The 24,683-nt window shown below is 65.4% G+C and carries 23 protein-coding genes; 12 read left to right on the forward strand and 11 right to left on the reverse strand.

From position 1 onward, the window contains the following. Positions 1-14: 14 nt before the first annotated feature. Complete coding sequence (prpE, locus tag ABFK29_RS06140) at positions 15-1,904, reverse strand: propionate-CoA ligase PrpE (protein WP_005860470.1); 1,890 nt, start codon at positions 1,902-1,904, stop codon at positions 15-17. A 295-nt stretch (positions 1,905-2,199) separates the two neighbouring features. Here prpE and ABFK29_RS06145 point away from each other — a divergent pair, with 295 nt between their 5' ends. Beyond that, complete coding sequence (locus ABFK29_RS06145; RefSeq protein ID WP_005860472.1) at positions 2,200-3,108, forward strand: hypothetical protein; 909 nt, start codon at positions 2,200-2,202, stop codon at positions 3,106-3,108. A 110-nt stretch (positions 3,109-3,218) separates the two neighbouring features. Continuing rightward, complete coding sequence (locus ABFK29_RS06150; RefSeq protein ID WP_005860473.1) at positions 3,219-3,626, forward strand: hypothetical protein; 408 nt, start codon at positions 3,219-3,221, stop codon at positions 3,624-3,626. 22 nt (positions 3,627-3,648) lie between these two features. Here the strand turns inward: ABFK29_RS06150 and ABFK29_RS06155 are convergent, their stop codons facing one another. Beyond that, positions 3,649-4,125, reverse strand: a complete 477-nt coding sequence (locus tag ABFK29_RS06155) for a hypothetical protein (RefSeq protein WP_005860475.1) — start codon at positions 4,123-4,125, stop codon at positions 3,649-3,651. Between the two features lie 95 nt (positions 4,126-4,220). Next, positions 4,221-6,512, reverse strand: coding sequence for an NADP-dependent malic enzyme (locus tag ABFK29_RS06160; RefSeq protein WP_005860477.1), 2,292 nt, complete (start codon positions 6,510-6,512; stop codon positions 4,221-4,223). A gap of 192 nt (positions 6,513-6,704) precedes the next feature. Here ABFK29_RS06160 and ABFK29_RS06165 point away from each other — a divergent pair, with 192 nt between their 5' ends. The 6 genes from ABFK29_RS06165 (at position 6,705) to ABFK29_RS06190 (ending at position 12,764) form a co-directional block, all read left to right on the forward strand. Next, a complete protein-coding gene (locus ABFK29_RS06165) occupies positions 6,705-7,109 on the forward strand; it encodes a cytidine deaminase (RefSeq protein WP_005860479.1) in 405 nt (134 codons plus the stop codon). Further along, positions 7,106-8,398 (forward strand): thymidine phosphorylase, encoded by a 1,293-nt coding sequence (locus ABFK29_RS06170; protein WP_005860481.1) that lies wholly within the window; start codon positions 7,106-7,108, stop codon positions 8,396-8,398. Before ABFK29_RS06165 ends, ABFK29_RS06170 begins: the two co-directional genes overlap by 4 nt. Then, on the forward strand, positions 8,395-9,606 hold the full coding sequence (locus ABFK29_RS06175; protein WP_005860483.1) for a phosphopentomutase: 1,212 nt from the start codon (positions 8,395-8,397) through the stop codon (positions 9,604-9,606). Before ABFK29_RS06170 ends, ABFK29_RS06175 begins: the two co-directional genes overlap by 4 nt. 50 nt (positions 9,607-9,656) lie before the next feature. Further along, positions 9,657-10,628, forward strand: a complete 972-nt coding sequence (locus ABFK29_RS06180) for an adenosine deaminase (RefSeq protein WP_040604762.1) — start codon at positions 9,657-9,659, stop codon at positions 10,626-10,628. Further along, the gene (gene upp / locus ABFK29_RS06185) at positions 10,625-11,257 is read left to right on the forward strand and encodes a uracil phosphoribosyltransferase (protein ID WP_005860487.1); all 633 of its coding nucleotides are present in this window, start codon (positions 10,625-10,627) and stop codon (positions 11,255-11,257) included. Before ABFK29_RS06180 ends, upp begins: the two co-directional genes overlap by 4 nt. A gap of 178 nt (positions 11,258-11,435) precedes the next feature. Then, positions 11,436-12,764 (forward strand): SPOR domain-containing protein, encoded by a 1,329-nt coding sequence (locus tag ABFK29_RS06190; RefSeq protein ID WP_040604739.1) that lies wholly within the window; start codon positions 11,436-11,438, stop codon positions 12,762-12,764. A gap of 92 nt (positions 12,765-12,856) precedes the next feature. Here ABFK29_RS06190 and ABFK29_RS06195 read toward each other — a convergent pair whose 3' ends face one another. Further along, complete coding sequence (locus ABFK29_RS06195) at positions 12,857-13,873, reverse strand: hypothetical protein (protein WP_005860491.1); 1,017 nt, start codon at positions 13,871-13,873, stop codon at positions 12,857-12,859. Between the two features lie 135 nt (positions 13,874-14,008). Here ABFK29_RS06195 and ABFK29_RS06200 point away from each other — a divergent pair, with 135 nt between their 5' ends. Next, complete coding sequence (locus tag ABFK29_RS06200) at positions 14,009-14,302, forward strand: hypothetical protein (protein ID WP_005860493.1); 294 nt, start codon at positions 14,009-14,011, stop codon at positions 14,300-14,302. 206 nt (positions 14,303-14,508) lie between these two features. Here ABFK29_RS06200 and ABFK29_RS06205 read toward each other — a convergent pair whose 3' ends face one another. After that, positions 14,509-16,134, reverse strand: a complete 1,626-nt coding sequence (locus ABFK29_RS06205; protein WP_005860495.1) for an AMP-binding protein — start codon at positions 16,132-16,134, stop codon at positions 14,509-14,511. Between the two features lie 93 nt (positions 16,135-16,227). Between ABFK29_RS06205 and ABFK29_RS06210 the strand changes: the two genes are divergently transcribed. Continuing rightward, entirely contained in the window at positions 16,228-16,878 is a 651-nt protein-coding gene (locus ABFK29_RS06210; RefSeq protein ID WP_005860497.1) for a sulfotransferase family 2 domain-containing protein, read from the forward strand. A 28-nt stretch (positions 16,879-16,906) separates the two neighbouring features. On the opposite strand, the gene ABFK29_RS06215 is transcribed toward ABFK29_RS06210, so the two are convergent. Next, entirely contained in the window at positions 16,907-17,536 is a 630-nt protein-coding gene (locus ABFK29_RS06215) for a ribonuclease T2 family protein (RefSeq protein WP_005860499.1), read from the reverse strand. Between the two features lie 160 nt (positions 17,537-17,696). Between ABFK29_RS06215 and ABFK29_RS06220 the strand changes: the two genes are divergently transcribed. After that, complete coding sequence (locus tag ABFK29_RS06220) at positions 17,697-18,455, forward strand: DUF1013 domain-containing protein (protein WP_005860501.1); 759 nt, start codon at positions 17,697-17,699, stop codon at positions 18,453-18,455. Between the two features lie 135 nt (positions 18,456-18,590). On the opposite strand, the gene ABFK29_RS06225 is transcribed toward ABFK29_RS06220, so the two are convergent. From ABFK29_RS06225 to ABFK29_RS06245, 5 genes are all read right to left on the reverse strand, one after another. Further along, a complete protein-coding gene (locus ABFK29_RS06225; RefSeq protein ID WP_005860503.1) occupies positions 18,591-19,508 on the reverse strand; it encodes a hypothetical protein in 918 nt (305 codons plus the stop codon). Positions 19,509-19,631: 123 nt separating this feature from the next. Further along, positions 19,632-20,225, reverse strand: a complete 594-nt coding sequence (gene recR / locus ABFK29_RS06230) for a recombination mediator RecR (protein WP_005860504.1) — start codon at positions 20,223-20,225, stop codon at positions 19,632-19,634. A gap of 38 nt (positions 20,226-20,263) precedes the next feature. Beyond that, the gene (locus ABFK29_RS06235) at positions 20,264-21,367 is read right to left on the reverse strand and encodes a hypothetical protein (RefSeq protein ID WP_005860506.1); all 1,104 of its coding nucleotides are present in this window, start codon (positions 21,365-21,367) and stop codon (positions 20,264-20,266) included. 9 nt (positions 21,368-21,376) lie between these two features. Beyond that, positions 21,377-21,721 carry a YbaB/EbfC family nucleoid-associated protein gene (locus ABFK29_RS06240; RefSeq protein ID WP_040604740.1) on the reverse strand — a complete coding sequence of 115 codons (345 nt, stop codon included), beginning with the start codon at positions 21,719-21,721 and terminating at the stop codon, positions 21,377-21,379. A 212-nt stretch (positions 21,722-21,933) separates the two neighbouring features. Continuing rightward, positions 21,934-23,697, reverse strand: a complete 1,764-nt coding sequence (locus tag ABFK29_RS06245) for a DNA polymerase III subunit gamma/tau (protein WP_005860509.1) — start codon at positions 23,695-23,697, stop codon at positions 21,934-21,936. 119 nt (positions 23,698-23,816) lie between these two features. Here ABFK29_RS06245 and ypfJ point away from each other — a divergent pair, with 119 nt between their 5' ends. Continuing rightward, positions 23,817-24,659, forward strand: a complete 843-nt coding sequence (gene ypfJ, locus ABFK29_RS06250) for a KPN_02809 family neutral zinc metallopeptidase (RefSeq protein ID WP_040604741.1) — start codon at positions 23,817-23,819, stop codon at positions 24,657-24,659. The last annotated feature ends 24 nt before the right edge of the window (positions 24,660-24,683 follow it).

Below are 24,683 nucleotides of genomic sequence, written 5' to 3' on the forward strand. Positions count from 1 at the left end.
CTGGATGCGCCGCGTTACTTCGCGTAGCCGAGGGTTTGGAGTGCTTCCCGGATCTCGTCGAGGATGGCGGGATCGTCGATGGTCGCGGGCATCTTGAAGTCTTCGTTGTCGGCGATCTTGACCATCGTTGCGCGCAGGATCTTGCCGGAGCGTGTCTTGGGCAGGCGGTCGACCACGCAGGCCAGCTTGAACGCCGCGACCGGGCCGATCTGGTCGCGCACCAGCTTCACGCATTCCTTCACGATTTCCTCGTGCGGGCGGTTCACACCCGACGACAGGCACAGGAAGCCCAGCGGCAACTGACCCTTGAGATCGTCGGTCACGCCGATCACCGCGCATTCGGCCACGTCGGGATGGCTTGCCAGGACCTCTTCCATGCCGCCGGTGGACAGGCGGTGGCCCGCGACGTTGATGACGTCGTCGGTGCGCGCCATGATGTAGACGTATCCGTCATCGTCGATCATGCCCGCGTCGCCGGTTTCATAGTAGCCGGGGAAGTGGTCGAGATAGGCCTTGCGGAACCGCGCCTCGGCGTTCCAGAGGGTCGGAAGGGTGCCCGGCGGCAACGGCAGTTTGACCGCGATCGACCCCAGTTCGCCCTGGGGCATCGGGTGGCCGGCCTCGTCCAGGATGTGGATCTCGTAGCCCGGCATCGGCACGGCCGGAGAGCCGAGCTTGGTCGGCAGTTCCTCGATGCCGAGAGGGTTGCCCGCGATGCACCAGCCGGTTTCCGTCTGCCACCAATGGTCGATCACCGGGACCTTGAGCTGTTCCTGTGCCCATTCGATGGTGGCGGGGTCTGCACGCTCACCGGCGAGATAGACACCGCGCAGGCCGGAGAGGTCGTATTTGCCGACGTATTCGCCCTTGGGATCTTCGCGCTTCACGGCACGGAAGGCGGTGGGCGCGGTGAAGAACGACTTTACCTTATGCTCCGAGATCACCCGCCAGAACGTGCCCGCGTCCGGCGTGCCCACGGGCTTGCCCTCGAAGACGATGGTGGTGTTGCCGTGGATCAGCGGTGCGTAGCAGATGTAGCTGTGGCCCACGACCCAGCCCACGTCGGAGGCGGCCCAGAACACGTCGCCCGGATCGACGTTGTAGAGGTTCTTCATTGTCCAGTTCAGAGCCACGAGGTGCCCGCCGGTGTGGCGGACGACGCCCTTTGGCTGGCCGGTCGTGCCGGAGGTATAGAGGATGTAGGCGGGGTGGTTGCCCTCTACCGGCACGCATTCGGCGGGCTGCACGCCGTATTGGAAGCCATGCCAGTTGTAATCGCGCCCTTCGACCAGTGCTGCCACTTCCTGCTCGCGCTGGAAGATCACGCAGAAGTCCGGTTTGTGCGTGGACTGGTCGATGGCGGCGTCGAGCAGCGGCTTGTAGTGCACGACGCGGCCCGGTTCCATCCCGCAGGAGGCGGCGATGATCGCCTTGGGCCGGGCGTCGTCGATGCGCACGGCCAGCTCGTGCGCGGCGAAACCGCCAAACACGACGGAGTGGATCGCGCCGAGACGTGCGCAGGCCAGCATCGCTTCCAGGGCCTCGGGGATCATGGGCATGTAGATGATGACGCGGTCGCCTTTCTCAACCCCCTTGGCGCGCAGTGCACCCGCCAGCATGGCGACGCGGTTGCGCAGCTCGACGTAGGAGATCTCCCGCTTCGTGTGGGTGATCGGGCTGTCATAGATGATCGCGGTCTGTTCGCCGCGACCCTGTTCGACATGCCGGTCCACCGCGTTCCAACAGGTGTTGACCATCCCGTCGGCAAACCACTCGTACAGGTTGTCGCCCTTGTCGAAGAGAGCTTTCGAGGGCTTCTGGGACCAGTCGATGGCCTCCGCCGCCTCCATCCAGAATGCCTCCGGATCGGTTTTCCAACCCTGGTAAACCTCTTTGTAGCCCATGGTGTCCTCCTCTCGGGTCTCCCTCTTGCATAGCGGCTTAGGCGCGAGGTGGGCTTTCAGGCAAGACTGTTGGCGTCGGTCAGGACAGATTACCGCAGAGACTTTGCGATTCCCGCGCGAATTTGCCTGCAAATATTTGCAAAACACCGGGAAACAGACGGGTTTCTTGCGAAGTTCTCTCCGGTTTGCAAATTTTGAATGTTGCGGATGCAAAGTGACCGAGTCGGTCGGGCAGGCGCTTGACCGGGCGCGCGGCGCGTGGCCTCTTTCGACCATGAGAGCGTTTAAGACAGGCATGGCCACGCGCGTGGCATCGGTGGCGGCGGTCCTGGCCCTTGCGGCGGGCGGGGCGCAGGCCGATTGGGCATACCAGGCGGGACCGGAAGAGGGGCGCCACGCGGGCTTTGTCTGCGCGGACGGGACTGGGATACGCTCGGGTGAACGGCTTTGTTTCGGCCTGGCGTGCAACGCGGGCGGCCCTATGGCGTTCGGGATGAGTTCTGAGGGGGCCGCCGATCTGATCGCACGGTCGGACGTCGACGTGCAGATTTTTGCCGGATCGCGGGTGCTGGCGCCATTGAGTTTCCATACCATCGGGCTGGGTACGTTCGAGGCCCCGTTGGAAGAGGCGCATGTGCCGGGGTTGGAACGGCTCAAGGCGGCCGTCCGGATGGAACTGCGGTATTGGGAGGCGCACGACGCACCACCGGTCGTCTGGCGCTTCTCGCTGACCGGGTCGCGCACCACGATAGAGACCATGGAACGGGTCTGCCCGATGCCCGACTTCGCCGCGCAGGAGAGGGCGGCGCGCACCGTTGCCGATCCCGCCGCGAAGGTCTTGTCCGACATGCGCGAGGCCTGCGCCGTCCTTGGTGGAGAGGTCACGGTCGGCGAGGGCTACGCCACTCCCATCGATATCGACGGAGGCGGGGCGCCGGACCTCGCGCTCAACCACGGCGCTCTGTCCTGTTCCGCCGCCGAGAATCTTGTGTGCGGACCGGCGGGCTGCCTGCGCTCGGTCTGGCAGGCGCAGGAAGATGGACAGTTCCTGCGGGTCTTCCTGAACACCGCGCAGAGCATTGCCGAGGAAAGTGCGGGCGGGGTGCGCTTCACGTTTTCCGGGTCGATGTGCGGGCGCGTCGGAGCGGGCCCCTGCGAACAGGTATGGTCGCTGCAAGGCGGAGAACTGACCCCTGCGGAATGATTTGTTGGGTGACGGCCTGCGTGCTAGCCTTCATGCTGTAACCTTATTGATTTGGGATTTTTGGTATGAGTGTTCCCGATTGGCAGTCATTCGTTCAGTGAGAGCCGGCGGTGGCCGTGCCGGTTCTGGTCACGAACCGCAACCTCATCCCCACATTCCCGGGCTTTTACGCCTTTACCGAGGACAACCTTCCGCTCCGCCGGGACAATGTTTTGTACATCGGAGAAACGGGCATGAAGGGTGGCCTCAGGGCGCGGATGCGGGATTACCTGGTCGCCGACCCTGGCCAGACGCGCAGCCTGCACAAGGGCGCACTCTTCCTGTTGTATCACCGTCAGGTGAACCAGGGCCTGCGCGACAAATCCCTGAGCGACACGCCGATGCTTTACGCCCGCTGGGCCCCGTTGGAGATCGAGGCGCAGGCGCGCCGGGATATCGAGAAGGCGATGATGCAGTATTACCACTGCGCGTACAATCAGCGTGGCATGATCGGCCAAGCTCGGTTCGACGTGCTGTGAGGGTCAGGACGTGCTTTGAGGGTTAGTCAGAACAGGGGTGCTGGGTGACGTAGGCGGCGTAGATCCAGCCGTCGACCATAGTGCCCGCCTTGTCAGCCTTGATTTTCAGCCAGTTGCCGGCCTGATCGTAGGCATAGACGAGCTGGCCCTCGAAGAGCTTCTCTTTCATGGCGCTGTCGGGGTTTTGCGAACGGCGCACGGCAAGCCACTTGTCCTGAGTCCGGGAGACGTTCACCGTACCGCAGATGAAGGCGCCTCGGGTCAGATCCACCTTGGTGTTGGTCGTTGCGGTGCTCTGCTCTGGGGCGGCGACGATCATCAGGACAGCCAGCGACGCCGCGGCGAAAACCAGGAAGACACCGACCTGAACAACGGGCGCGTTGTCCACAAACACCAGGTAGATCAGGATGAACATGCAGGCGACGATCAGCGCGGACAGTTTCCAATTGTCCGCCACGGCATCGACAACGGCAGGCACCAGCTTCAGCACGTCAGTCATCAGTAAAAGTGCCTCACAGATACACTAAATTAAACCAGAACAGCATACCCGATGCTGCCCTGGCGTCAACCTTCGCGTGTTTCCATAAAGAGACTTTAGCTATAATGTTGCACAGGCGTTCCGGCGATCGCGGCCATGTTTAACAGCCCGCGCGGCGTGATGGCGGGGGTCACGATATGCGCGCGGTTGCCCATGCCCATCAGGATCGGCCCGACTTCGAGTGCGCCCGCCTTCATCTTCAGGATGTTACGCACCGCAGAGGCCGCGTCGGCCTGCCCGAAGATCAGCACGTTGGCCGAGCCCTGCATGCGGTTGCCGGGCAGAAGGCGGTCACGCAGTTCCGGGTCCAGAGCGGCATCGACGTTCATCTCGCCCTCGTAGCAGAAGTCGCATTCGCGGGCGTCGAGGATCTCCAGCGCCTCGCGCAGGCGCGGGCCGGACCCTTCGGCCTGGTTGCCGAACGAAGACTGCGAGCAGAGCGCGATATTGGGTTTCAGACCGAAGCGGCGGACGTGGCGGGCCGACCCGATGGCCGACAGCGCCAGTTGGTCCGGAGTGGGGATCGCGTGGACGTGGGTGTCGGCGATGAACAGCGGCCCGTCTTCGAGGATCATCAGCGACAGAGCGCCCTGCGGGTGCAGGTGCTGGTTGCCCAGGACCTGACGGATGTAGTTCAGGTGCCAGTTGTATTCGCCGAAGGTGCCGCAGATCATCGAATCCGCCTCGTCGCGGTGCACCATGATCGCCGCGATGGCGGTCGTGTTCGTACGCATGATGGCGCGGGCGAGGTCGGGCGTCACGCCGCGCCGCGCCATGATCTGGTGATAGGTCTCCCAGTAGTCGCGATAGCGCGGGTCGTTTTCCGGGTTCACCACGTGGAAGTCCTGATCGGGGCGGATCTTCAGGCCGTAGCGTTCGCAGCGCGCCTGCATGACCTCGGGCCGGCCGATGAGGATCGGCGTCTCGGTCGTCTCTTCCATGATGGCCTGCGCGGCGCGCAGCACGCGTTCGTCCTCGCCCTCGGCAAAGACGATCCGGCGGGACGCGGTCAGTGCCGCCTCGAACACCGGGCGCATCAGCAGGGCCGACTTGTAGACCGATGCGTCGAGCTGCCGCTTGTAGGCATGAATGTCGTCCAGCGGGCGCATCGCCACGCCGGATGCCATCGCGGCCTCGGCCACGGCGGTCGACACGACGCCGGACAGGCGCGGGTCGAACGGCTTGGGGATCAGGTAGTCGGCACCGAAGGTGAGCTGTTCGCCCCGGTAGGCGGCGGCCGCCTCTGCGCTGGTGGTGGCGCGGGCGAGGGCAGCGATGCCCTCGACACAGGCGATCTCCATCTCGTCGTTGATCGTCGTGGCGCCGACGTCCAGCGCCCCCCGGAAGATGAACGGGAAGCACAGCACGTTGTTCACCTGGTTGGGGAAGTCGCTCCGGCCGGTGGCGATGATCGCGTCGGGTTTCGCCTCGCGGGCGAGGTCGGGCATGATCTCGGGCGTCGGGTTGGCAAGGGCGAAGATGATCGGCTTGTCCGACATCTGCGCCACGTGCTCAGGCTTCAGCACGCCGGGGCCCGAGAGCCCGAGGAACAGGTCCGCGCCGTCGATCACGTCGTCCAGCGTGCGCAGATCGGACACCTGGGCGAACTCCGCCTTCTGCGGATTCATGTCCTCGTCCCGGCCTTCGTAAACCAGTCCGTGAATGTCGCAGAGCCAGACGTTCTCGCGTTTGACCCCCAGTTTCAGAAGCATGTTGAGGCAGGCGATGCCCGCCGCCCCGCCGCCGGTGGAGACGACCTTGATATCCTCGAAGGACTTGCCCGCGACGTGCAGCGCGTTGGTGGCCGCCGCGCCCACCACGATGGCCGTGCCGTGCTGGTCGTCGTGGAAGACCGGGATGTTCATCCGCTCGCGGCAGATCCTTTCGACGATGAAGCAGTCGGGCGCCTTGATGTCTTCGAGATTGACCGCGCCGAACGTCGGTTCCAGTGCGCAGACGATCTCGGCCAGTTTCTCGGGGTCGGCTTCGTTCACTTCGATGTCGAAGCAGTCGATGTTGGCGAATTTCTTGAAGAGGACGGCCTTGCCTTCCATCACCGGCTTCGACGCCAGCGCACCGATGTTGCCGAGGCCCAGAACCGCGGTGCCGTTCGACACCACCGCGACAAGGTTCCCGCGCGTGGTGTAGCGGGCGGCGTTTGTCGGATCGGCCTTGATTTCGAGGCAGGCTTCGGCCACGCCGGGCGAATAGGCGCGGGAGAGGTCGCGCCCGTTGGCCAGCGGTTTCGTCGCACGGATTTCGAGTTTCCCGGGTTTGGGGTTCTCGTGGTAGAAAAGCGCTGCTTGGCGCAGCGTCTCCTTGGCTGTGTCGTGCTTGGAATCGCTCATCGGACGGCCTCCTCTCAATATTGGTTCAGCGTTAAACCAATGTCTCGCGCGATGGGTCTTATCGCAGGGCGATACAGCTTCGGCCCCTTTCCGACAAGGCTTTTCGCGGCCATCGGGTGACGCGCAGAGAAGGGTTGCAAATGGCGGGGCGCAGGGGAAACATGGCCGGACCTGACCAAGGAGAGGACCGTCATGTCTCTGGCCGATGCCGCGCGCAGCGTGCGTGAAAATGCCTATGTGCCCTATTCGCATTTCAAGGTGGGCGCCGCGCTGAAGACGCCCTCCGGTGCCGTGCACGTCGGCTGCAACGTGGAGAACGTGGCCTACCCCGAGGGCACCTGCGCCGAAGCGGGCGCGATTGCCGCGATGGTGGCCGCGGGCGAGACGGAGATCGTCGAGGCCTACGTGATCGCCGACAGCCCGCACCCCGTGCCGCCCTGCGGCGGCTGCCGGCAAAAGCTGATGGAATTCGCCAAGGGCGGGGTCAAGGTCACTCTGGCCACGGTCGACGGGCGGGAGTTCGTGACCACGGTGGCCGATCTGCTGCCCGGCGCCTTCACCAACGATCACATGGACAAGGCGGGCGAGGAGGCATGAGCGACGCGCGCGCCGTCATCGGTCATCTGAGGCGGGGAGAGGAGCCCTCTGCCCGCGATCTTGCGTGGTTCGCGCAGGGGCTGGCCGACGGCAGGGTAAGCGCGGCGCAGGGCGGTGCCTTTGCCATGGGCGTCTGCCTGCGCGGATTGTCAGAGGCGGGCCGCGTTGCGCTGACGCTGGCCATGCGGGATTCGGGGCGCGTGCTGGACTGGGACCTGCCGGGTCCGGTCGTCGACAAGCACTCGACCGGCGGCGTGGGCGATTGCGTGTCGCTGGTGCTGGCCCCGATGCTGGCGTGCTGCGGTGTCTACGTGCCGATGATCTCGGGCCGCGGACTGGGGCACACCGGTGGCACGCTCGACAAACTGGAGGCGATCCCGGGCTATTCCGTCTCTCCCGACGAAGAGCGCCTGCGTGCCATCGTCGCCGAGGTCGGCTGCGCCATCGTGTCGGCCAGTGCGGACATCGCGCCGGCGGACAAGCGGCTTTACGCCATCCGCGACGTGTCGGGCACGGTCGAGAGCCTCGACCTGATCACCGCATCGATCCTGTCGAAGAAGCTGGCGGCGGGGCTGCAGGCGTTGGTGCTGGATGTGAAATGCGGCTCTGGCGCGTTCATGAAGACACCGGATGAGGCGCGCGCGCTGGCGCAGGCGCTGGTCGACACGGCAAATGCCGCCAAATGTCCGACGACGGCGCTTCTGACCGACATGTCCCAGCCGCTGGTGCCGTCGCTCGGCAACGCGTTGGAGGTCGAGATGAGCATGGAGGTGCTGACCGGCGCCCGGACGGGGCCTCTGCGCGATCTGTCGGTGGCCCTGGGGGCCGAGTTGCTGGCGACGGCGGGCGTGCCGGACGGCGCGGCGCGGCTTTCCGAAGCGCTCGACAGCGGCGTGGCGGTCGAACGGTTCGGCCAGATGGTATATGCGCTTGGCGGGCCGCGGAGTTTCGTGGAGGACTGGCGCCGCTTCCTGCCGGAAGCTCCGGTGATCCGGGAAGTCACGGCGCGGGAAAGCGGGATCGTCGCCTCTGTCGATGGCGAGGCGCTGGGGCTGACGGTGGTCGATCTCGGCGGCGGACGCCGGGTTGAGACAGACGAGATCAATCCGGCGGTCGGCCTGACGGAGGTCGTCCGACTGGGGCAAAGGGTCGAGAAGGGTCAGCCGCTGGCCCGCGTGCACGCCGCCCGCGAAGGCCAGGCCGACCGCGCGGCGGAGGCGGTCCGCGCGGCCATCGCCTATGGCGACGCGCCCGAGCCCTGCGATGCCGTGCTGGAGCGGGTGGCATGACCCGTGCCTTCCTCGTGGTGATGGATTCCGTGGGTATAGGCGGTGCGCCGGACGCCGCGGACTTCTTCAACAACGGCGTCCCGGACACCGGCGCGGACACGTTTGGCCATATCTTCGACGCCTGCGCGCGCGGTGAGGCCGAGGAGGGACGCAGCGGTCCGCTCTCGCTGCCGGTTCTCGGTTCGCTCGGTCTGCTCCATGCCGCCGATCTTGCAAGCGGTGGATGTAGGGTGGGCCTTCGGGCCACCCAGCCGACGGGCACATGGGGCGCGGCGACCGAGGTCTCTCGGGGCAAGGACACGCCGTCCGGCCACTGGGAATTGGCCGGGCTGCCGGTGCCCTGGGACTGGACCTACTTCCCCGACACCGTGCCCGCCTTCCCCGAAGATCTGACTGCAAAGGTCTGCGAGATCGCCGGAACCGACGGCATCCTCGCCAACTGTCACGGCTCCGGCACGGTGATGGTCGAGCGCTTCGGCGACGAACATGTCCGCACGGGGCAACCCATCTGTTACACCTCTGCCGACAGCGTCTTCCAGATCGCCGCGCACGAGGAGCACTTCGGGCTGGACCGTCTTTACGACGTTTGCGAACGGCTGGCCCCGATCCTGCACGACATGAAGGTGGGCCGGGTGATCGCGCGTCCTTTCTTAGGCGAGTCGGGAAACTACGCCCGCACGCCCAACCGCCACGACTACGCCATCCTGCCGCCGAAGCCCGTGCTGACCAACTGGGTGCAGGACGCGGGCCGTGCGGTCCATGCCATCGGCAAGATCGGCGACATCTTCTCGATGACCGGGATCGATTCCGTGGTCAAAGGGGCGGACGACGCGCTGATGGACCATCTTCATGACGCGGTCGAGACGATGCCCGAGGGGTCTTTCACCTTCGCAAACTTCGTCGAGTTCGACTCGCTCTACGGTCATCGCCGCGATGTGTCCGGCTATGCGCGGCACCTCGAATGGTTCGATGACGGTATCGGACGGCTGTTGCCGAAACTGCGGGACGGAGACCTGCTGCTCATCACCGCCGACCACGGCAACGATCCGACCTGGAGCGGCACCGACCATACACGCGAACGGGTGCCGGTGCTGATCGCCGGGCGTGGCGCCGGTCCGCTCGGACAAGTGGGGTTTGCGGATGTCGCGGCCAGCATCGCGGCACATCTTGGGGTTCCGTCGCAGGGACCGGGAAGGAGTTTTCTGTGAAGGATCCGGATTGGCGCGCGGACGAGGAAACGCTCGACCGCATCGGGCGGATGCCCAAGGTCGAGCTGCACCTGCATTTCGAGGGGGCCGCGCCGCCTTCGTTCATTCGCGGGCTGGCGAAGGAAAAGAAGGTCGATCTCAGCCGGATCTTCCGGCCGGACGGGTCCTACGACTACCGCGACTTCTGGCATTTCCTCGAAGTGTACGAGGCCGCCACTTCGGTCCTCAAGACGCCCGAGGACTTCGCGCGGCTTTGCCGGGCCGTGCTGGAGGAGAGCGCCGCGAACGGCGTGGTCTATTCGGAGACCTTCCTCAGTCCGGATTTCTGTGGGGGAGGCGACGTGTCCGCCTGGAAGGACTACCTTCTGGCGATACGCGAGACCGCCGAAGAGGCGGAGCGCGACCTGGGCATCACCCTGCGGGGGATCGTCACGGCGATCCGCCACTTCGGTCCGGACAAGGCGCGGCAGACGGCGCTTTGCGCGGCCGAGACGGCGGGCGACTGGCTGACGGGGTTCGGGCTTGCCGGGGACGAGAAGAAGGGCAAGCAGCGCGATTTCACTTGGGCCTTCGACTGCGCACGGGAGGCAGGGCTGCGTCTGACCAGCCACGCGGGTGAATGGAATGGCCCGCAAGAGGTGCGCGAGGCCGTCGAGGATCTGGGCGTCGAACGCATCGGCCACGGCGTCCGGGCCTGGGGCGACCGCGCCGTGGTGGACATGCTGGCCGAGCGCGAGATCGTGCTGGAGGTCTGCCCGGGCTCCAACGTCTTCCTCGGGGTTTTCCCCTCTCTCGCCGCACACCCGATTGCCAAACTGCGCAAGGCGGGCGTGAAGGTCACGGTTTCGACCGATGACCCGCCATTCTTCCACACGACGATGCGTCGGGAGTTCGAAGACCTTGCGAAGACCTTCCATTGGGACGAAGAGGTGTTCGACGAGCTGAACCGGACCGCGCTCGACGCCGCCTTCTGCGATGCGGCCACGCGCGACGCGGTCCTGAAGAGACTGGAGCCGAAATGACCCAACACCTGACCGTCGTCGAACACCCGCTGGTGCAGCACAAACTGTCGATCATGCGGAACAAGGACACATCCACCGCGTCTTTCCGCCAGCTCCTGCGGGAAATCAGCCATCTTCTGGCCTATGAGGTCACCCGCGACCTGCCCTTGTCAAATGTGCGAATCGAGACGCCGCTGTGCGAGATGGACGCGCCGATGATCGAAGGCAAGAAGCTGGCGCTGGTGTCGATCCTGCGGGCGGGCAACGGTTTGCTCGACGGTATTCTCGAACTGATCCCGGCCGCGCGGGTGGGCTTCATCGGGCTCTACCGCGACGAGGAAACGCTGCAGCCGGTGCAGTACTACAACAAGTTGCCCGCCAACATGGAGGACCGGGTGACGATCCTTGTCGATCCGATGCTGGCCACGGGCAATTCCTCTGCCGCGGCGGTCGACCTGGTGAAGGCGTCGGGCGCGAAGGAGATTCGGTTCCTGTGTCTGCTGGCGGCGCCGGAAGGTGTGGCGCGGATGAAGGAAGCACATCCGGACGTGCCCATCGTTACCGCTTCGCTCGACCAGAAGTTGAACGAGAAGGGTTATATCGTTCCCGGACTGGGCGACGCGGGCGACCGGATGTTCGGGACGAAATAGTTCGTTTCCAACGTTAAGCTTGTGACGACCCCCAAAATAAGGCGATTCTGCGACAAGCGGCCACAACCGCTTGTTTATCCACAGGAGTCCAGTGGAAATTTAGCGAAAGCAATGTTTTCAAAGCTTTACAGGTCAAAGCTGAGACTGCATTGTGCGAGTCACATCTGTGGGGGCAGACATGACTATTAAGAAACTGGCGGTTTACGCCATTATTATGTCCAATGTTGCGAGCTTTGCGCAGACTGCCAGCGCGCAAGGCCAGATTCCGGCGAACTTCCCGCCGGCCAGCTACACCGGATCGCAATTCGTGGACAACGAAGGCTGCGTGTTCGTGCGCGCAGGCTTTGACGGCAACGTCACATGGGTGCCGCGCGTGACGCGGCAGCGCAAACCCATCTGCGGCCAGACGCCAACCATGGGCGGAAACGTGACGGCAGCGGCCTCGGTCCGCACGCCAGGTGCGCCGCCACCGGTGCAGATCACTGTGGACACGCCGCCGGCGGCTGCGCCTGCACCCGTTGCAGCAGCACCGAGGGCGGCGCCGACCGCGCCGCGCAGGGTGGTTCGCAGCACGACTGCGACGGTCCCGAATTACGCTCCGGCACCGCGCGTCGTCATGGCACCGGCGTCGAAGCCGGTCATGGCCGAACCGCCGCGTATCGTGCGCCCGGTCCCGACGACCACGGTACGGACCGTCGCGCCGACCGGCACACGGGTCGTGGTTCCCGCGCGCGAAGCCTGCCTGTCCGGTCACACCACGCGCCGTGTCGGAAACCGGACGGTGTCCGTCCGCTGCGGGCCGCAGAGCGCACCGCATGTGACCGAGATCCGCCGTGGCGAAGCACCGGCACCCGGCAAGAACGTCTACTACAACCGCAACTCGTGGCAGGGGTCGTCGCTGGCGCCTGAAACCCGTATCGTGCCGCGCCACGTTTACGAGAGCCGCGACACGCAGATCGCCTCGATCCCGGCGGGTTACAAGCCGGCGTGGGAAGACGACAGGCTGAACCCCTACCGTGCGATCCAGACGGTCGCAGGCCATAGGGCGACCCAACAGGTCTGGACCAACCAGGTGCCGCGCCGCCTGATCTCGCAGGCCAACAAGCGTCAGCCGTTTCCGAAGAACCTCTGGACCGCGCGCTACAAGCACAAGGTGGTTGCGCCGGACATCGCCTATGTGGCGAACGAGACCTATCCGCCTGCCGACGTTCAGATTGCATACGCTGCGCAGGCGCCGTACCGCACCGATGTGCTTTCGACGCGTGGCAACAGCGGCGCCTCGGGCGGCGGCTTCGTGGAAATCGGTGTCTTCACCACTGGCGACAAGGCGGCTGCGGCCTCGGCCCGGCTGACCGCGGCGGGGTTCCCGGTGCAGGCGGCCAATGTCACCCATCGCGGCCAGAAGGTGCAGCGCCTCCGCGTCGGTCCCTACGGCTCCGATGTGGCTGTGCAGGCGGCCCTCGCTGCGGTGCATCGCAGCGGCTACACGCAGGCCTACGTCCGGTAGGCTGTACCCGAGATACAAGCCAGTTCGGAACGGACGGCTTCAGAGAGACCCGGGCATGGGGGTGCCCGGGTCTCTCCCTTTTCGGGGGGAGGTCAGGACCCGCAGATGCCTTGCAACCGAACCCAGTCCGCATCCGAAAGCACGGTCCGGCTGCCGGTGGCACGCATCGGGTCGGCCTCGATCAGGGCCAGGGTGGATTCGCCGGTGATATCGAGCGCGTAGGCATAGGGCGTGCTGCGCAGTTCGGCCTGCGCAAAGGCCGGCAGCAACTGCGCGGCATCCGGCAGCCTGGCCGGGCGGGTCATGATGTACTCGGCGTAATCGGCAAGTGCAGAGTCGGGCAGGCTGCCGGTGGTGAGCAACTGCAGGGACGCCGCCAGCCCCGCCCAGTCGAGCAGTTCGGCCAGCGGGTCGCTGGCACGGGCACGCGCCGCTTCGACAAGCGCAAACCCCGCGGCCACATCCGGATCCTCGTGATCCTCCACGACGCGGCGATGCAGCAGCACGATGGCGCCCGGCAAGTGCGTACTGGTGAACCCGCCGCCCGGCACGATCACCACGCTGCCCGACGGCTGAACCCGCTGCGAAAACCGCTTCAGGGGCTCGCGCGCGTCCGGCGTGTTGCAGGGCTGCCCCGTCAGGCGGGTGATATGGGTCAGCAGCTTCGCCCCGATCTCCGCCCGTTTCACCGGTGGCACGACGGTCGTCGCGTAACGTTCCAGGGCATCCGGCAGCCAGAAGATGGCCCCGGCCGCAAGACCCACGACAAAAGCGCCGGTCAGATAGAAGCGCAGCTTGCCGGGGCGCGGGCGCCGCCGGTCGATGGCGCGCAAGACACGGTCCAGGCCGGTGATCATCTCGGTCTCGTCGGCCGGAAGCTCAAGCGTCTCTCCGGGATCGCTGTCGGGATGATAGATCGCCGGCACCTGCGTGCCATTGGCCCGCGTCACGGCGCCAAGCGACCAATGGGCAAGAATATCGCCGGACGTGGAGCTCATGGTGAGGGTCGCATCGCCCAGCGATACGATCACCTCGCGCCGCTGTGCGTCCGGGTCCGGGCGCCACAGCCCGGTGGCCTCGAGCCTCTGGAATTGCTTCAGTGCTGTCATGCGGGCGCTGCTCTGCCTCTCGCTTCGGCAAACGATAACATGGCGCACGCTACAGGTGCAATCTGGTGACAAGATCAGGGCTTAACTCCGGTTTAACCGCACTGGCACCAAGCTGAGCGAAACGGAGGTCAGGTCATGCACCCTGTGGACGAGCTTGCGCATCTGCGCGCGGAAATGCAGCGCCTGAACGCGCGGGAGGTTGAACTCCGCGCGAAAGTCCTGTCGGGGCACGCGCCGGCGGTTGGCAACGGCCACCGGGTGGAAATTGTCCGGCATCGCCGCCCGGCCTGCCTGAAAGACAGTCTGCCAGAGCACGTGTTGAACGACCCTTGGTACAAGGAAACCCGCGAGACCGAAGTTGTAAAGGTGGTCGACCTGGCACGAGTCGGCGGAGGATGGGCAGAACTCGACGACGCTCCCGAAACCTGATGCGAGGGGAGGTGGCCAACCCCGGGCACCGCCCGGGAACGCCCACCCTACGTACCGCAGCAGTTGCACGTCAAGGTTGCGCCACCCTCCAGCCCTTCACCTTGGGAAAAATACCTGCTTCATCCTCAACCGTTCCCAAACCGACAGCAAAGGCACGGCACGCGCTCCGCAGGAGCGCGCGGATCGACGTGCGCAGCACGGCGAAATCACATGTCCTTTGCCTGGGTCCTGAGTTCGAACTTCTGGATCTTGCCGGTCGACGTCTTCGGCAGTTCCTGGAAGACCACCTTCTTGGGTGTCTTGAACCCGGCAAGACGTTCGCGGGCGAAGGCGATCAGATCGGCCTCTGACGCGTCCCGCCCGTCCTTCAGCTCGACGAAGGCGCAGGGCACCTCGCCCCATTTGTCGTCAGGCTTCGCCACCACCGCGCAAAGCAGCACAGCCGGGTGGGCCATGAGCACGCCCTCCACCTCCACGGACGAGATATTCTCGCCACCGGAGATGATGATGTCCTTCGCGCGGTCGGCGATCTGGAGGTAGTTGTCCGGGTGCATTACCGCGATGTCGCCGGAGTGGAAGAGGCCGTCCTTGAAAGCCTCCTTGGTGGCGCGCGGGTTCTTCAGGTAACCCTTCATGACACCGTTGCCGCGAAACACGATCTCGCCCCGGGTCTTGCCGTCGCGCGCGATCGGCGCGCCGGCCTCATCCAGCACGTCCATCGGTTCGAGGAACGGCATCGCCACGCCCTGCCGGGATTTTTGCGCGGCACGGGCTTCGCCTTCCATGTGGTCCCATCTGGACTGCCAGGTGCACTCGGTGCCCGGACCGTAGGTTTCCGTCAGGCCGTAGACCTGCGTGACATTGAAGCCCATGGGTTCGATGGCGGCCAGCGTGGCGGGGGCGGGGGGCGCGCCGGCGGTGAAGACCTCCACAACGTGATCGAACGCCCGTTTCTGGTCCTCGGGGGCGTTGATCAGCGTGTTGAGCACGATGGGTGCGCCTCCGAAGTGGGTCACCCCTTCGTCGGCGATGGCGTTGAAGATCGAGTCGGCGCGCACGTCCCGGCAGCAGACGATGGTGCCCCCCACGGCGGGCATCATCCACGTGTGGCACCAGCCATTGCAATGGAACAGCGGCACGATGGTCAGGTAGACCGGATGCAGCACAATGCGCCACGACAGAACCTGACCCATGGCGTTCAGGTAGGCGCCGCGGTGATGGTAGACCACTCCCTTCGGCCGACCCGTAGTGCCGGAGGTGTAGTTGAGCGCGATGCTCTCCCATTCGTCCTCCGGCATGATCCACGCAAAGTCGGGATCGCCGTTCGCCAGAAGGTCCTCGTATTGCAGATAATCGGAGTGGCGGTGCACCCCCGCGTGGTCGTCGGGCACTTCGACGACTTGCGGCGGTTCGCTCTCCATCCGGTCGAAGGCCTCCGCCAGAACGGGCAGAAACTGCGGATCGCAAAGCACGACCTTCGCCTCGCCATGGTCGAGGATGTAGGAGATCGTGTCCGGGTCGAGCCGCGTGTTTATCGCGTTCAGCACGGCGCCGCAGGCGGGCACGCCGAAGTGCGCCTCTGCCTGGGCGGGAATGTTCGGCAGGATCGTTGCGACCACGTCGCCCGGCTCCACGCCCAATCCGGTCAGTCCCGAGGCCAGCCGACTGATCCGTTCCGCATATTCCGCGTAGGTCTTGCGGTGCGGGCCGTAGACCACGGCCAGGTGATCGGGCCAGATCTGGACGGCGCGGTTGAGGAAGGACAGGGGCGTGAGCGGCACGTAATTCGCCGCGTTGCGTTCCAGTCCGGTTTCATCCTTCAGCCAGCCCATGGTCTACCCTCCCTGATATGTACGCAAGAATGTTGCGCCAGTTGACGAGGAAGGAAAAGGGGGTTTTCGTGTCCCGGACACAGGAGATTTCAGATGATCATTTCCCGCGGCCGAAAGTACATTTTCGTGCACATTCCGAAGACAGGCGGCACATCGCTGGCGGCGGCGCTGGAGGACCGCGCCATGCGCGGCGACATTCTGATCGGCGACACGGAAAAGGCCAAGCGGCGCAAGCGCCGTGTGAAGAAGTTGCAGGAAACGGCGCGCGGGCGCCTCTGGAAGCATTCGAACCTGGTGGACATCGAGGGCGTCGTGACCCAGCAGGAGGTGGAGGATTTCTTTGTCTTCACCATGGTGCGTAACCCGTGGGACCGGATGGTCAGCTATTACCACTGGCTCAGGACACAGAGTTTCGACCACCGGATGGTGCACCTGTCGAAGATGATGACCTTCCCGGACTTCGTGAAGCACATGTTCACCCGCAAGCAGATGGAGCAGTGGCCCTACACCGCCTACACGACGGATTCGCAGGGTCGGAACCGCTGCAACCACTACATCCGGCTCGAGTCATGGCGGCCGGACATTGACATGCTCGCGCAACACCTGGGTTTCGTGCCGGGGATCGGGCACCTCAATCGTTCGCCCCGGCACCCGGATTACCGGACTTACTACACCGACGAAACGGCGGAGGTCGTGGGGAACATCTGCCGGCAGGACATCATGCGGTTCGGCTACCGATTCTGACGCGCGGGGGTGGGATTTCAGTCCCTCGTCACCGGATCGGTTCGAACAGAGCGTCTTTCATCCGGCAATCCTTTACCACGTCGCGTCCGCAAGGCACCGGAGAGAGGTCGCGCGACAGGCAGACGCGGACCTCCTGGATAAAGCCGTCTTGGCATGTGACAGTCACCATGTCCTTCTCAAGCCCCGGGTTGGCCTTCATGAAGGCCTCCTCGATCACCGAGGCGGGCAGCTTCACCGCCTTGTCGAGCTTGCGGAACACCTCGGGGCGGTTGACGGTGCCGTAGGCTTCGCGGGAGAGGGCGTAATAGGCGCTGGCCGAAAGGCCGGAGCAGACGCCATGCTTCTTCCACTGGTGCCAGGCTAGGCCGGAGGTCCCCATGATGTCGGCCATTTCCGCAGTTTGCTGTCGGGATGGCTGGCGCTGTGTCGTCGGGCAATAGGCGGGCCAGCCGCGATGGTACTGCGGCCAAAGCCCGTGGAGGACCCAGCCGAAATCCTCGTCGCATTGTTCGGAATCGCGGGCGTCACCCTCCATCCGGCACCAGTTCGGAGACCAGGACAGCGACATGACGTAGTAATCGAACTCACCGGCGCGTTCGCCGTCGGCGAGGGCAGGTCCGGCGGCGAACAGGGCGACGGCCGCAAGAAAGGCGCGCATTTTTCCGTTTCCTTTTGATTTGGCCGGCACTATATACGGCGCGAGTTTCCCCACAACGGTAACCCGCCCCGGAGTTGATCCGGGGTCTCCCGCGGCCCCGAAAGGCGGTCCGGGGCCCGGAAAAGGTTTGGCCGTTAAGACGTGAATAGGAGTAGACGAGATGTCCAAGCTGCTGCACCCCAAGGCGACCGCCGTATGGTTGGTGGACAACACCACGATGACCTTCAAGCAGATCGCCGAATTCACCGGCTTTCACGAGCTGGAGATCCAGGGCATCGCCGATGGCGATGTGGCCGTTGGGGTGAAGGGGTTCGACCCCATTGCGAACAACCAGCTTGAGCAGGCCGAAATCGACAAGGCGGAGAAGGATCCGCTGTACCGACCGAAGGTGAAGTTCAATCCCGCCGCCCGCGACGAGGAAAAGCGCCGCGGTCCGCGTTACACGCCGCTGTCGAAACGTCAGGACCGCCCGAACGCGATCCTGTGGCTGGTGAAGTTCCACCCGGAGCTGACCGACGGGCAGATCGCCAAGCTGGTCGGCACCACGAAACCCACGATCCAGTCGATCCGCGAACGCACGCACTGGAACATCCAGAACATGCAGCCCATCGACCCAGTGGCGCTTGGCCTTTGCAAGCAAACAGAGCTGGACGCCGCCGTCGCAAAGGCCGCGAAGGATCTGGAAAAGGTCATGACCGACGACGAACGCCGCAAGCTGGTGTCGACAGAGCAGAGCCTGGAGATGGACAGTGCCGAACCGCGCCTGCCGTCGAACATGGAAGGGCTGGAGAGCTTCTCGCTGTCCGATCCGCGTGGCGACGACGAGGAAGAAGACGACAAGCAGAACTACCTGGATGCCGACAGCTTCTTCAACTTGCCCGAGGGCAAGGACGACGAGGACGAGGAAGAGAACCGCTGAGGCGGTCGTCCTCCGACCTTGCAACAGTTTGGAAACCGCGGTCCTTCAGGGGCCGCGGTTTTCTTTTGGGCACCGGGCACGCGCGGGCGCCGGGCCCGACGCCGACCGTGGTAGGGAGTTCAGAAGGTAGGGAGTTCAGAAGTTCAGGGAAAACCCGGCGTTGAATCCGGTGTGGCCCTTGTCGTCCGATGTCAGTTCAACACGGCCGCCGAGGCCGTTCAGCGCCTCCGCCTTGAAGCTCATGCCAAGCGACATCTGCGTCTTGGACAGCACATCGACGGCATCGAACGGCGCCATCCCGGAAATCGCGATCTCGTCCTGTTGGCCGCCAAATGCCGTCAGCCCGAGAAAGGGACGAAGGCTTGCGCCGGAGGAAGTCATCGGTGCGCCAACCTCCAGCCGCAGGGCACTGGCGGTGCTGTCACGCTCGTCCACGGTCGCCCCGGGAAGGCCGGAGACGGGATAGGACTTTGTGGTGTGGCGCAGTGCGTCGCCCTGGACGACGAAGTCGATACCGTGGCCTGCGCCATCGTCCAGCAACATGCCGGACCCGCGCAGCGTCAGTCCCAGAAGGCGCCCGTCGCGGTCGGCGCTGCCGGTGGCGGAGTCCGGGCTGTCGATCACGTTGTGGCTGCGCCCCACGTAGGCCGCACCGTCGAAGGCGAACCGGCCGACCGATCGCCCATAGGTCAGGCCCAGGAAGTAGGACCGGATGCGCGCCTTGTGGATGTCGTCCGCCAGTTCCGACGCGCCTTGTCCGTAGCCCGCGAACGCCGCAAAACCTGTGTCTCCAAATCCGTAACCAAGGACAACGTTGCGCCGGTCCGCGTCGGTCTGCTGGCCGCCGGACGGGTCGGCGGTGGTGCGTCCGGTGCTGGCTCCGATCCATACGCCAGCCGCCGCCGTATCGAGTGCGGTCTGCCCGATGCCAAATCCGATCTCGCGTCCGAGGAGGTCGGTCTGCGACAATGCGGTCTTGTCGGCGGCATGGGCCGGGGCAAGGGAGGCAACGGTCAGCGACAGGGCAAGCGCTAGGCGCGCGAGGCAGGACATGGAAGGCTCCGGGGCAGCGGACGGGCAGATGTCCGCAGCTATCGCGAATAGCCCCCAAACGCGCAATAGCCCAAGGCCACGACACGTGGCGAGTGCGTCCTTTCGGGCGCAGGTTTGTGCAGGTCAGAAGCGTTTGCGTGCGTTCAGGGCAGCGGTGATGGTGCCGTCGTCCAGATAATCGAGCTCGCCGCCGATGGGCACGCCCTGGGCCAGCGACGATACGGATACCCGCCCTTCGAGCTGGTCGGCAATGTAATGCGCGGTGGTCTGCCCGTCGATGGTGGCGTTGAGCGCCAGGATGACTTCTGTCACGTTCTCGGCGCCGAGCCGGTCCATGAGCCGGGGAATGCGCAGCTCGTCAGGTCCCACGCCGTCCAGCGCCGAGAGCGTTCCGCCCAGCACGTGATAACGACCCCGGAAGACCTGTGCCCGTTCCATGGCCCACAGATCGGCCACGTCCTCCACCACGCACAACAGCCCGTTCCCGCGCCCCTCGTCTGTGCAGATCGGGCAGATGTCGGAGGTCGAGACATTTCCGCAGTTCAGACACTCGCGCGCGGTGCGGGCCACTTCTGTCATCGCCTCGGACAGCGGTTGCAACAACGGACCGCGCTTGCGGATCAGGTGCAGCACGGCGCGCCGGGCGGATCGGGGGCCAAGGCCCGGCAGGCGCGCCATGAGGCCGATGAGCGTGTCGATGGGGTCGGTGTCTTTCATGGACCTGCTGCGTTCGGTTCAATGCGGATAGGTACACGTCATTTGAGGAGAAAGTCGATGATCGTCGGCAGGAAAGACAGGAAGGCGACAATGCCCGCCGCCGAGACGGAGACCTGCCCACCCGGAGGAAGCGTCTGGATGCCGCGCAGGGTGTCGCGCGTCTCCATCAGCTTGTCCAGCGGCTCCAGTGTTGCAATGTCCAGGTAACCGTCGCCATCCGGGTTCTTCAACGGGCCGTCCGGGCGTGGGGGCAGACCGGATCGCTGCATGTGGTGGGCCTCGATCAGACGCTCGACCTCATTCATCGCCTCCGACTTCACTTCTCTCAGCCGGTTCGACAGCGGCAGGATCGGCACCGCGTAGGTGGCCACGACCAGCGACAGGGTGAGCAGAGAGAACAGCGCCACCGTCTGATCCACCTCGAAGCCGGACAGGATCAGGGACAGGATCGACAGCGACGCAACCAAGGCCGAGGACGTGACCAGCAGGCTGTTGGCGCGCAAGAGCGCGGGGAGCGGTTCGCGCGACAGGTTCAGGATCCGCAGGTCGATGTCGTCGATGCGCACCAGCACGGCCCACCAGAAGCGGAAGATCACCGCGACACCGGCGCCGATGATCAGATTTCCGCAGAAGATGAAGAGCGAGAGCATCCGCGTCAGCAGGAGCTTCGGCACAGGGTTCGGGCAATTGTCGGGTGCGCCCAGGGCGGTGCCCAGCGGATGCTCGGCGGCCTCTGCGATCAGCGGCACCAGTTCGGAGAGCGACAGGACTTCACGATTCCAGGGGTCGAAAATCCAGATCCCGCCCGCCAGTGCGCCGCCCCATGCCGCCGCAAGCACCAGGGAGGCCGGGGTGAACAGTGTCCGGTCGATCCAGCGTTGCGGATCATGGGCGGGCAGGGGCATGTTTGCGAACATCTGCCCCAGTCGCGGGGTCAGCAGCCAGCCGGTCGCGTAGACGATCCAGGCGTTCAGGGTCACCAGCAGGACCAGGGCCGCATCGCGGATGTCGCAGGTAAAGGCGGCTTCGGTGGCCAGGTAGGCCATGCCGCTGACCGTCGTCAGGCCGACGGCTATGCCCCCGGCCAGAACCCATGCCCGGGGGGTGTGGTAGAGGCGTCCGGTCTGATCCGCCGCGCCCACCGTCCCGTCTCAGAACGGCAGTTTCATGTCGGCAGGCAGGCCCATTTCCTCGGTCAGCTTGCGCATTTCCTGTTCGGCGCGGACCTGCGCCCTGGCCTGTGCGTCCTTGATCGCGGCGAGGATCAGATCCTCTGCCACTTCCTTTTCCGAGGCCACGAAAATCGACGGGTCGATTTCAAGACCGGTCAGTTCGCCCTTGGCGGTGGCCGTTGCCTTCACGAGGCCCGCACCGGATTCGCCGGTCACGGTCATCGTCTTCAGGTCGTCCTGAAGTTGCGCAACCTTGCCCTGCATTTCCTTTGCGGTCTGCATCATCTTGGCCATGTCGCCAAGATTCCCGAGGCCCTTTAACATCGTCTGTACTCCTGTGTGCGGGGCGCGCGCGCCTGCGTGACCACGGCCCGGAAGGTTCAGAGGCTTATCGCAAGCGCAGCCCGGATCGACAAGCCTTCAGGCGCCGCAGCGTCCCTGCGGCCATGTCCGCGTCGGCTATGTCCCGCAGAGGTGGCAGTCCGCCGGATCCGTGACCTTTCGAAAGTCAGGTTGAGCCTCTGACGGGGCAGTCCTCAGTCCTCGTCAAACGGGTCCCATTCGTCTTCGACTTCCTGAAGGCCCTCTGACTGAGCCTCCGCCTCTGCCTCGGCCTGGGTGCGGATCGAGGTGATCGTGGCCTTCGGGAACGCGGCGAGGGCGGCTTGTACCAGCGGGTGCTGCGCGGCCTCTGCCTTCAGGGCGCGGTCGGCGGCATCGCGGCGTTCGGTGACGGTCGGTGCTTCGCAGCCGTTCACCAACGTCACCGCCCAGCGGTTTCCGGTCCAGCGTTGCAGGGCCGCGCCAAGCTTCGACGCCAGTTGCGGATCGGCGGTGTCGGTCGGGGTGAACTCGATCCGTCCGGGCTGATAGGCGGCAAGGCGCAGGCCGCCCTCGACCTCCACCAGCAGCTTCACGTCGCGGTTGGCGCGGATCAGGTCCAGCACGTGTTCGAAGGTCGCGTAGTGGGCAAGCGCCTCGGTTGCCAGCGCGGGCGCTGCGCCGCCGGAACGGGAAGCGACCGGGCCGGAGGGGCCGCGATGCGTGGGGGCGGGCATGCCGGTGGCCTGTGTGTGCCCGCCATGGTGCGCCTGCCCGCCACTGCCACCGCCCGCGGGTCCGGTGGGCATGGGGGGCGGCGGCGTGTCCTGCAGCTTGCGGATCAGGTCCTCGGGCGTTGGCAGGTCGGCGACGTGGGTCAGCCGGATCACAGCCATCTCGGCCGCCATGATGGCCGATGGCGCGGTCGAGACCTCCTCGATCGCCTTCAGGAGCATCTGCCATGCCCGGCCAAGGCTGCGCTGGCCAAGACCGTCCGCGAAGGCCTGCCCGCGCGCCCGCTCGTCCGGTGAGATCGTCGGGTCCTCGGCTGCCTCCGGTGTGATCTTCACCACAGAAATCCAGTGGGTCAGCTCGGCAAGGTCGCGCAGCACGGCCAGCGGGTCGGCGCCGTCGGCATATTGCGCGGCCAGTTCTTCGAGCGCCCCGGCGGCGTCGCCCCGCATGATGCGTTCGAAGAGATCCATCGTGCGGCCCCGGTCGGCCAGACCCAGCATCGCGCGGACCTGATCGGCGGTCGTTTCTCCGGCACCGTGCGAGATGGCCTGATCCAGCAGCGAGGTCGCGTCGCGGGCCGATCCTTCGGCGGCGCGGGTGACAAGCGCGAGCGCCTCGTCGGTGATCTCCGCGGCTTCGCTGGTGGCGATCTTTCGCAGCAGGGCGATCATGATCTCGGGCTCGATCCGGCGCAGGTCGAACCGTTGGCAGCGCGACAGGACCGTGACGGGCACCTGCCGGATCTCGGTCGTGGCGAAGATGAATTTCACGTGGGCGGGCGGTTCCTCCAGCGTCTTCAGGAGCGCGTTGAACGCGCTCTTGGACAGCATGTGAACCTCGTCGATGATGTAGATCTTGTAGCGCGCCGAGGCCGCCCGGTAGTGCACGCTCTCGATGATTTCGCGGATGTCGCCGACACCCGTCCGAGAGGCGGCGTCCATCTCCATCACGTCGACGTGGCGGCCCTCCATGATCGCCACGCAGTGTTCGCACTTGCCGCAGGGATCGGTCGTGGGTCCGCCATTGCCGTCCGGGCCGATGCAGTTCATGCCCTTCGCGATGATCCGCGCCGTCGTGGTCTTACCGGTTCCGCGAATCCCAGTCATGATGAAGGCCTGCGCGATGCGGTCGGCGGCGAAGGCGTTCTTGAGGGTGCGGACCATGGCGTCCTGGCCGACGAGATCGGCAAAGGTCTCTGGCCGGTACTTGCGGGCGAGCACCTGGTAGGCGGGCTGATCTGACATGCGGGTTCCCTGGATCGGACGGGGCCAAGCTATTGTCCGGGGCAGGGGATCGCAAGCCTTGCGGGAACCGGTGCCGCACCTAAGACGTTCGATCACGACTGGGTGTACGGAGGGTGAGCATGCGTCTTAGGGGAATTCGGAGAAGTTCGAACGTCGAGGACCGGCGGGGCCGCGGTGGCGGCATGGCGGTCGGCGGCGGGCTGGGCCTTGGTGGCGTGCTTCTGGTGCTGGCCATAGGCTACTTCACCGGCATCGACGTGTCGCCCATTCTGACCGGCAGCGGCTCCGGGCAGTCGCAGCAGACCCGACCGCTGACCGACAGGGAAGAGCAGGCCGGCGAATTCAGTTCACAGGTCCTCGCCACGACGGAACAGGTCTGGAGCGACATCTTTCCCAACGCCTTCGGCAAGCCGTACGATCCGCCGACGTTGGTGCTGTTCAGTCAGGTCACGCAATCGCCCTGCGGCGGGGCCTCGGGCGCCACGGGGCCGTTCTACTGCCCGGTCGACGAAAAGGCCTACCTGGACACGGCTTTCTTCGCCTTCATGCAGCAGGAGCTGGGGGCAGGCGGCGATTTTGCGCAGGCCTACGTGATCGCGCACGAGGTCGCCCACCACGTTCAGGACGAAATCGGTATCCTCGCCGAGGTCAACGCCATGCGCCAGCGCGCCTCCGAGCGCGAGGCCAACGCCCTCACCGTTCGGCTGGAACTGCAGGCGGACTGCCTGTCCGGGGTCTGGGCGTCCTACGTGGACGACCTTCTGGAGCCGGGCGATATCGACGAGGCCCTGAACGCCGCGCAGCGGATCGGCGACGACTACCTGCAACGCAAGGCCGGGCGCGTGCCGAATCCGCACACGTTCACCCACGGCACCTCCGAACAGCGCCAGCGCTGGTTCAGCAACGGCTACGAGGCCGGCAGCCCCGCGGCCTGCGACACCTTCGGCGCCGACCGTCTCTGACGCTTGCGGTTCCGTAGGCGTTGG

Origin of the sequence: Sagittula stellata E-37, from assembly GCF_039724765.1 — a bacterium.
Taxonomy (GTDB): domain Bacteria; phylum Pseudomonadota; class Alphaproteobacteria; order Rhodobacterales; family Rhodobacteraceae; genus Sagittula; species Sagittula stellata.

Excerpts from the sequence above, each read along its gene's own strand:
- ABFK29_RS06190 (WP_040604739.1), top strand. The coding sequence starts at position 11,436 with ATGACTATTAAGAAACTGGCGGTTTACGCCATTATTATGTCCAATGTT.
- ABFK29_RS06155 (WP_005860475.1), bottom strand. The coding sequence starts at position 4,125 with ATGACTGACGTGCTGAAGCTGGTGCCTGCCGTTGTCGATGCCGTGGCG.
- ABFK29_RS06160 (WP_005860477.1), bottom strand. The coding sequence starts at position 6,512 with ATGAGCGATTCCAAGCACGACACAGCCAAGGAGACGCTGCGCCAAGCA.
- ABFK29_RS06180 (WP_040604762.1), top strand. The coding sequence starts at position 9,657 with ATGCCCAAGGTCGAGCTGCACCTGCATTTCGAGGGGGCCGCGCCGCCT.
- ABFK29_RS06225 (WP_005860503.1), bottom strand. The coding sequence starts at position 19,508 with ATGTCCTGCCTCGCGCGCCTAGCGCTTGCCCTGTCGCTGACCGTTGCC.
- ABFK29_RS06145 (WP_005860472.1), top strand. The coding sequence starts at position 2,200 with ATGGCCACGCGCGTGGCATCGGTGGCGGCGGTCCTGGCCCTTGCGGCG.
- ABFK29_RS06200 (WP_005860493.1), top strand. The coding sequence starts at position 14,009 with ATGCACCCTGTGGACGAGCTTGCGCATCTGCGCGCGGAAATGCAGCGC.
- prpE (WP_005860470.1), bottom strand. The coding sequence starts at position 1,904 with ATGGGCTACAAAGAGGTTTACCAGGGTTGGAAAACCGATCCGGAGGCA.
- upp (WP_005860487.1), top strand. The coding sequence starts at position 10,625 with ATGACCCAACACCTGACCGTCGTCGAACACCCGCTGGTGCAGCACAAA.
- recR (WP_005860504.1), bottom strand. The coding sequence starts at position 20,225 with ATGAAAGACACCGACCCCATCGACACGCTCATCGGCCTCATGGCGCGC.
- ABFK29_RS06215 (WP_005860499.1), bottom strand. The coding sequence starts at position 17,536 with ATGCGCGCCTTTCTTGCGGCCGTCGCCCTGTTCGCCGCCGGACCTGCC.
- ABFK29_RS06170 (WP_005860481.1), top strand. The coding sequence starts at position 7,106 with ATGAGCGACGCGCGCGCCGTCATCGGTCATCTGAGGCGGGGAGAGGAG.
- ABFK29_RS06195 (WP_005860491.1), bottom strand. The coding sequence starts at position 13,873 with ATGACAGCACTGAAGCAATTCCAGAGGCTCGAGGCCACCGGGCTGTGG.
- ABFK29_RS06240 (WP_040604740.1), bottom strand. The coding sequence starts at position 21,721 with ATGTTAAAGGGCCTCGGGAATCTTGGCGACATGGCCAAGATGATGCAG.
- ABFK29_RS06220 (WP_005860501.1), top strand. The coding sequence starts at position 17,697 with ATGTCCAAGCTGCTGCACCCCAAGGCGACCGCCGTATGGTTGGTGGAC.
- ABFK29_RS06165 (WP_005860479.1), top strand. The coding sequence starts at position 6,705 with ATGTCTCTGGCCGATGCCGCGCGCAGCGTGCGTGAAAATGCCTATGTG.
- ABFK29_RS06210 (WP_005860497.1), top strand. The coding sequence starts at position 16,228 with ATGATCATTTCCCGCGGCCGAAAGTACATTTTCGTGCACATTCCGAAG.
- ABFK29_RS06245 (WP_005860509.1), bottom strand. The coding sequence starts at position 23,697 with ATGTCAGATCAGCCCGCCTACCAGGTGCTCGCCCGCAAGTACCGGCCA.
- ABFK29_RS06175 (WP_005860483.1), top strand. The coding sequence starts at position 8,395 with ATGACCCGTGCCTTCCTCGTGGTGATGGATTCCGTGGGTATAGGCGGT.
- ABFK29_RS06205 (WP_005860495.1), bottom strand. The coding sequence starts at position 16,134 with ATGGGCTGGCTGAAGGATGAAACCGGACTGGAACGCAACGCGGCGAAT.
- ypfJ (WP_040604741.1), top strand. The coding sequence starts at position 23,817 with ATGCGTCTTAGGGGAATTCGGAGAAGTTCGAACGTCGAGGACCGGCGG.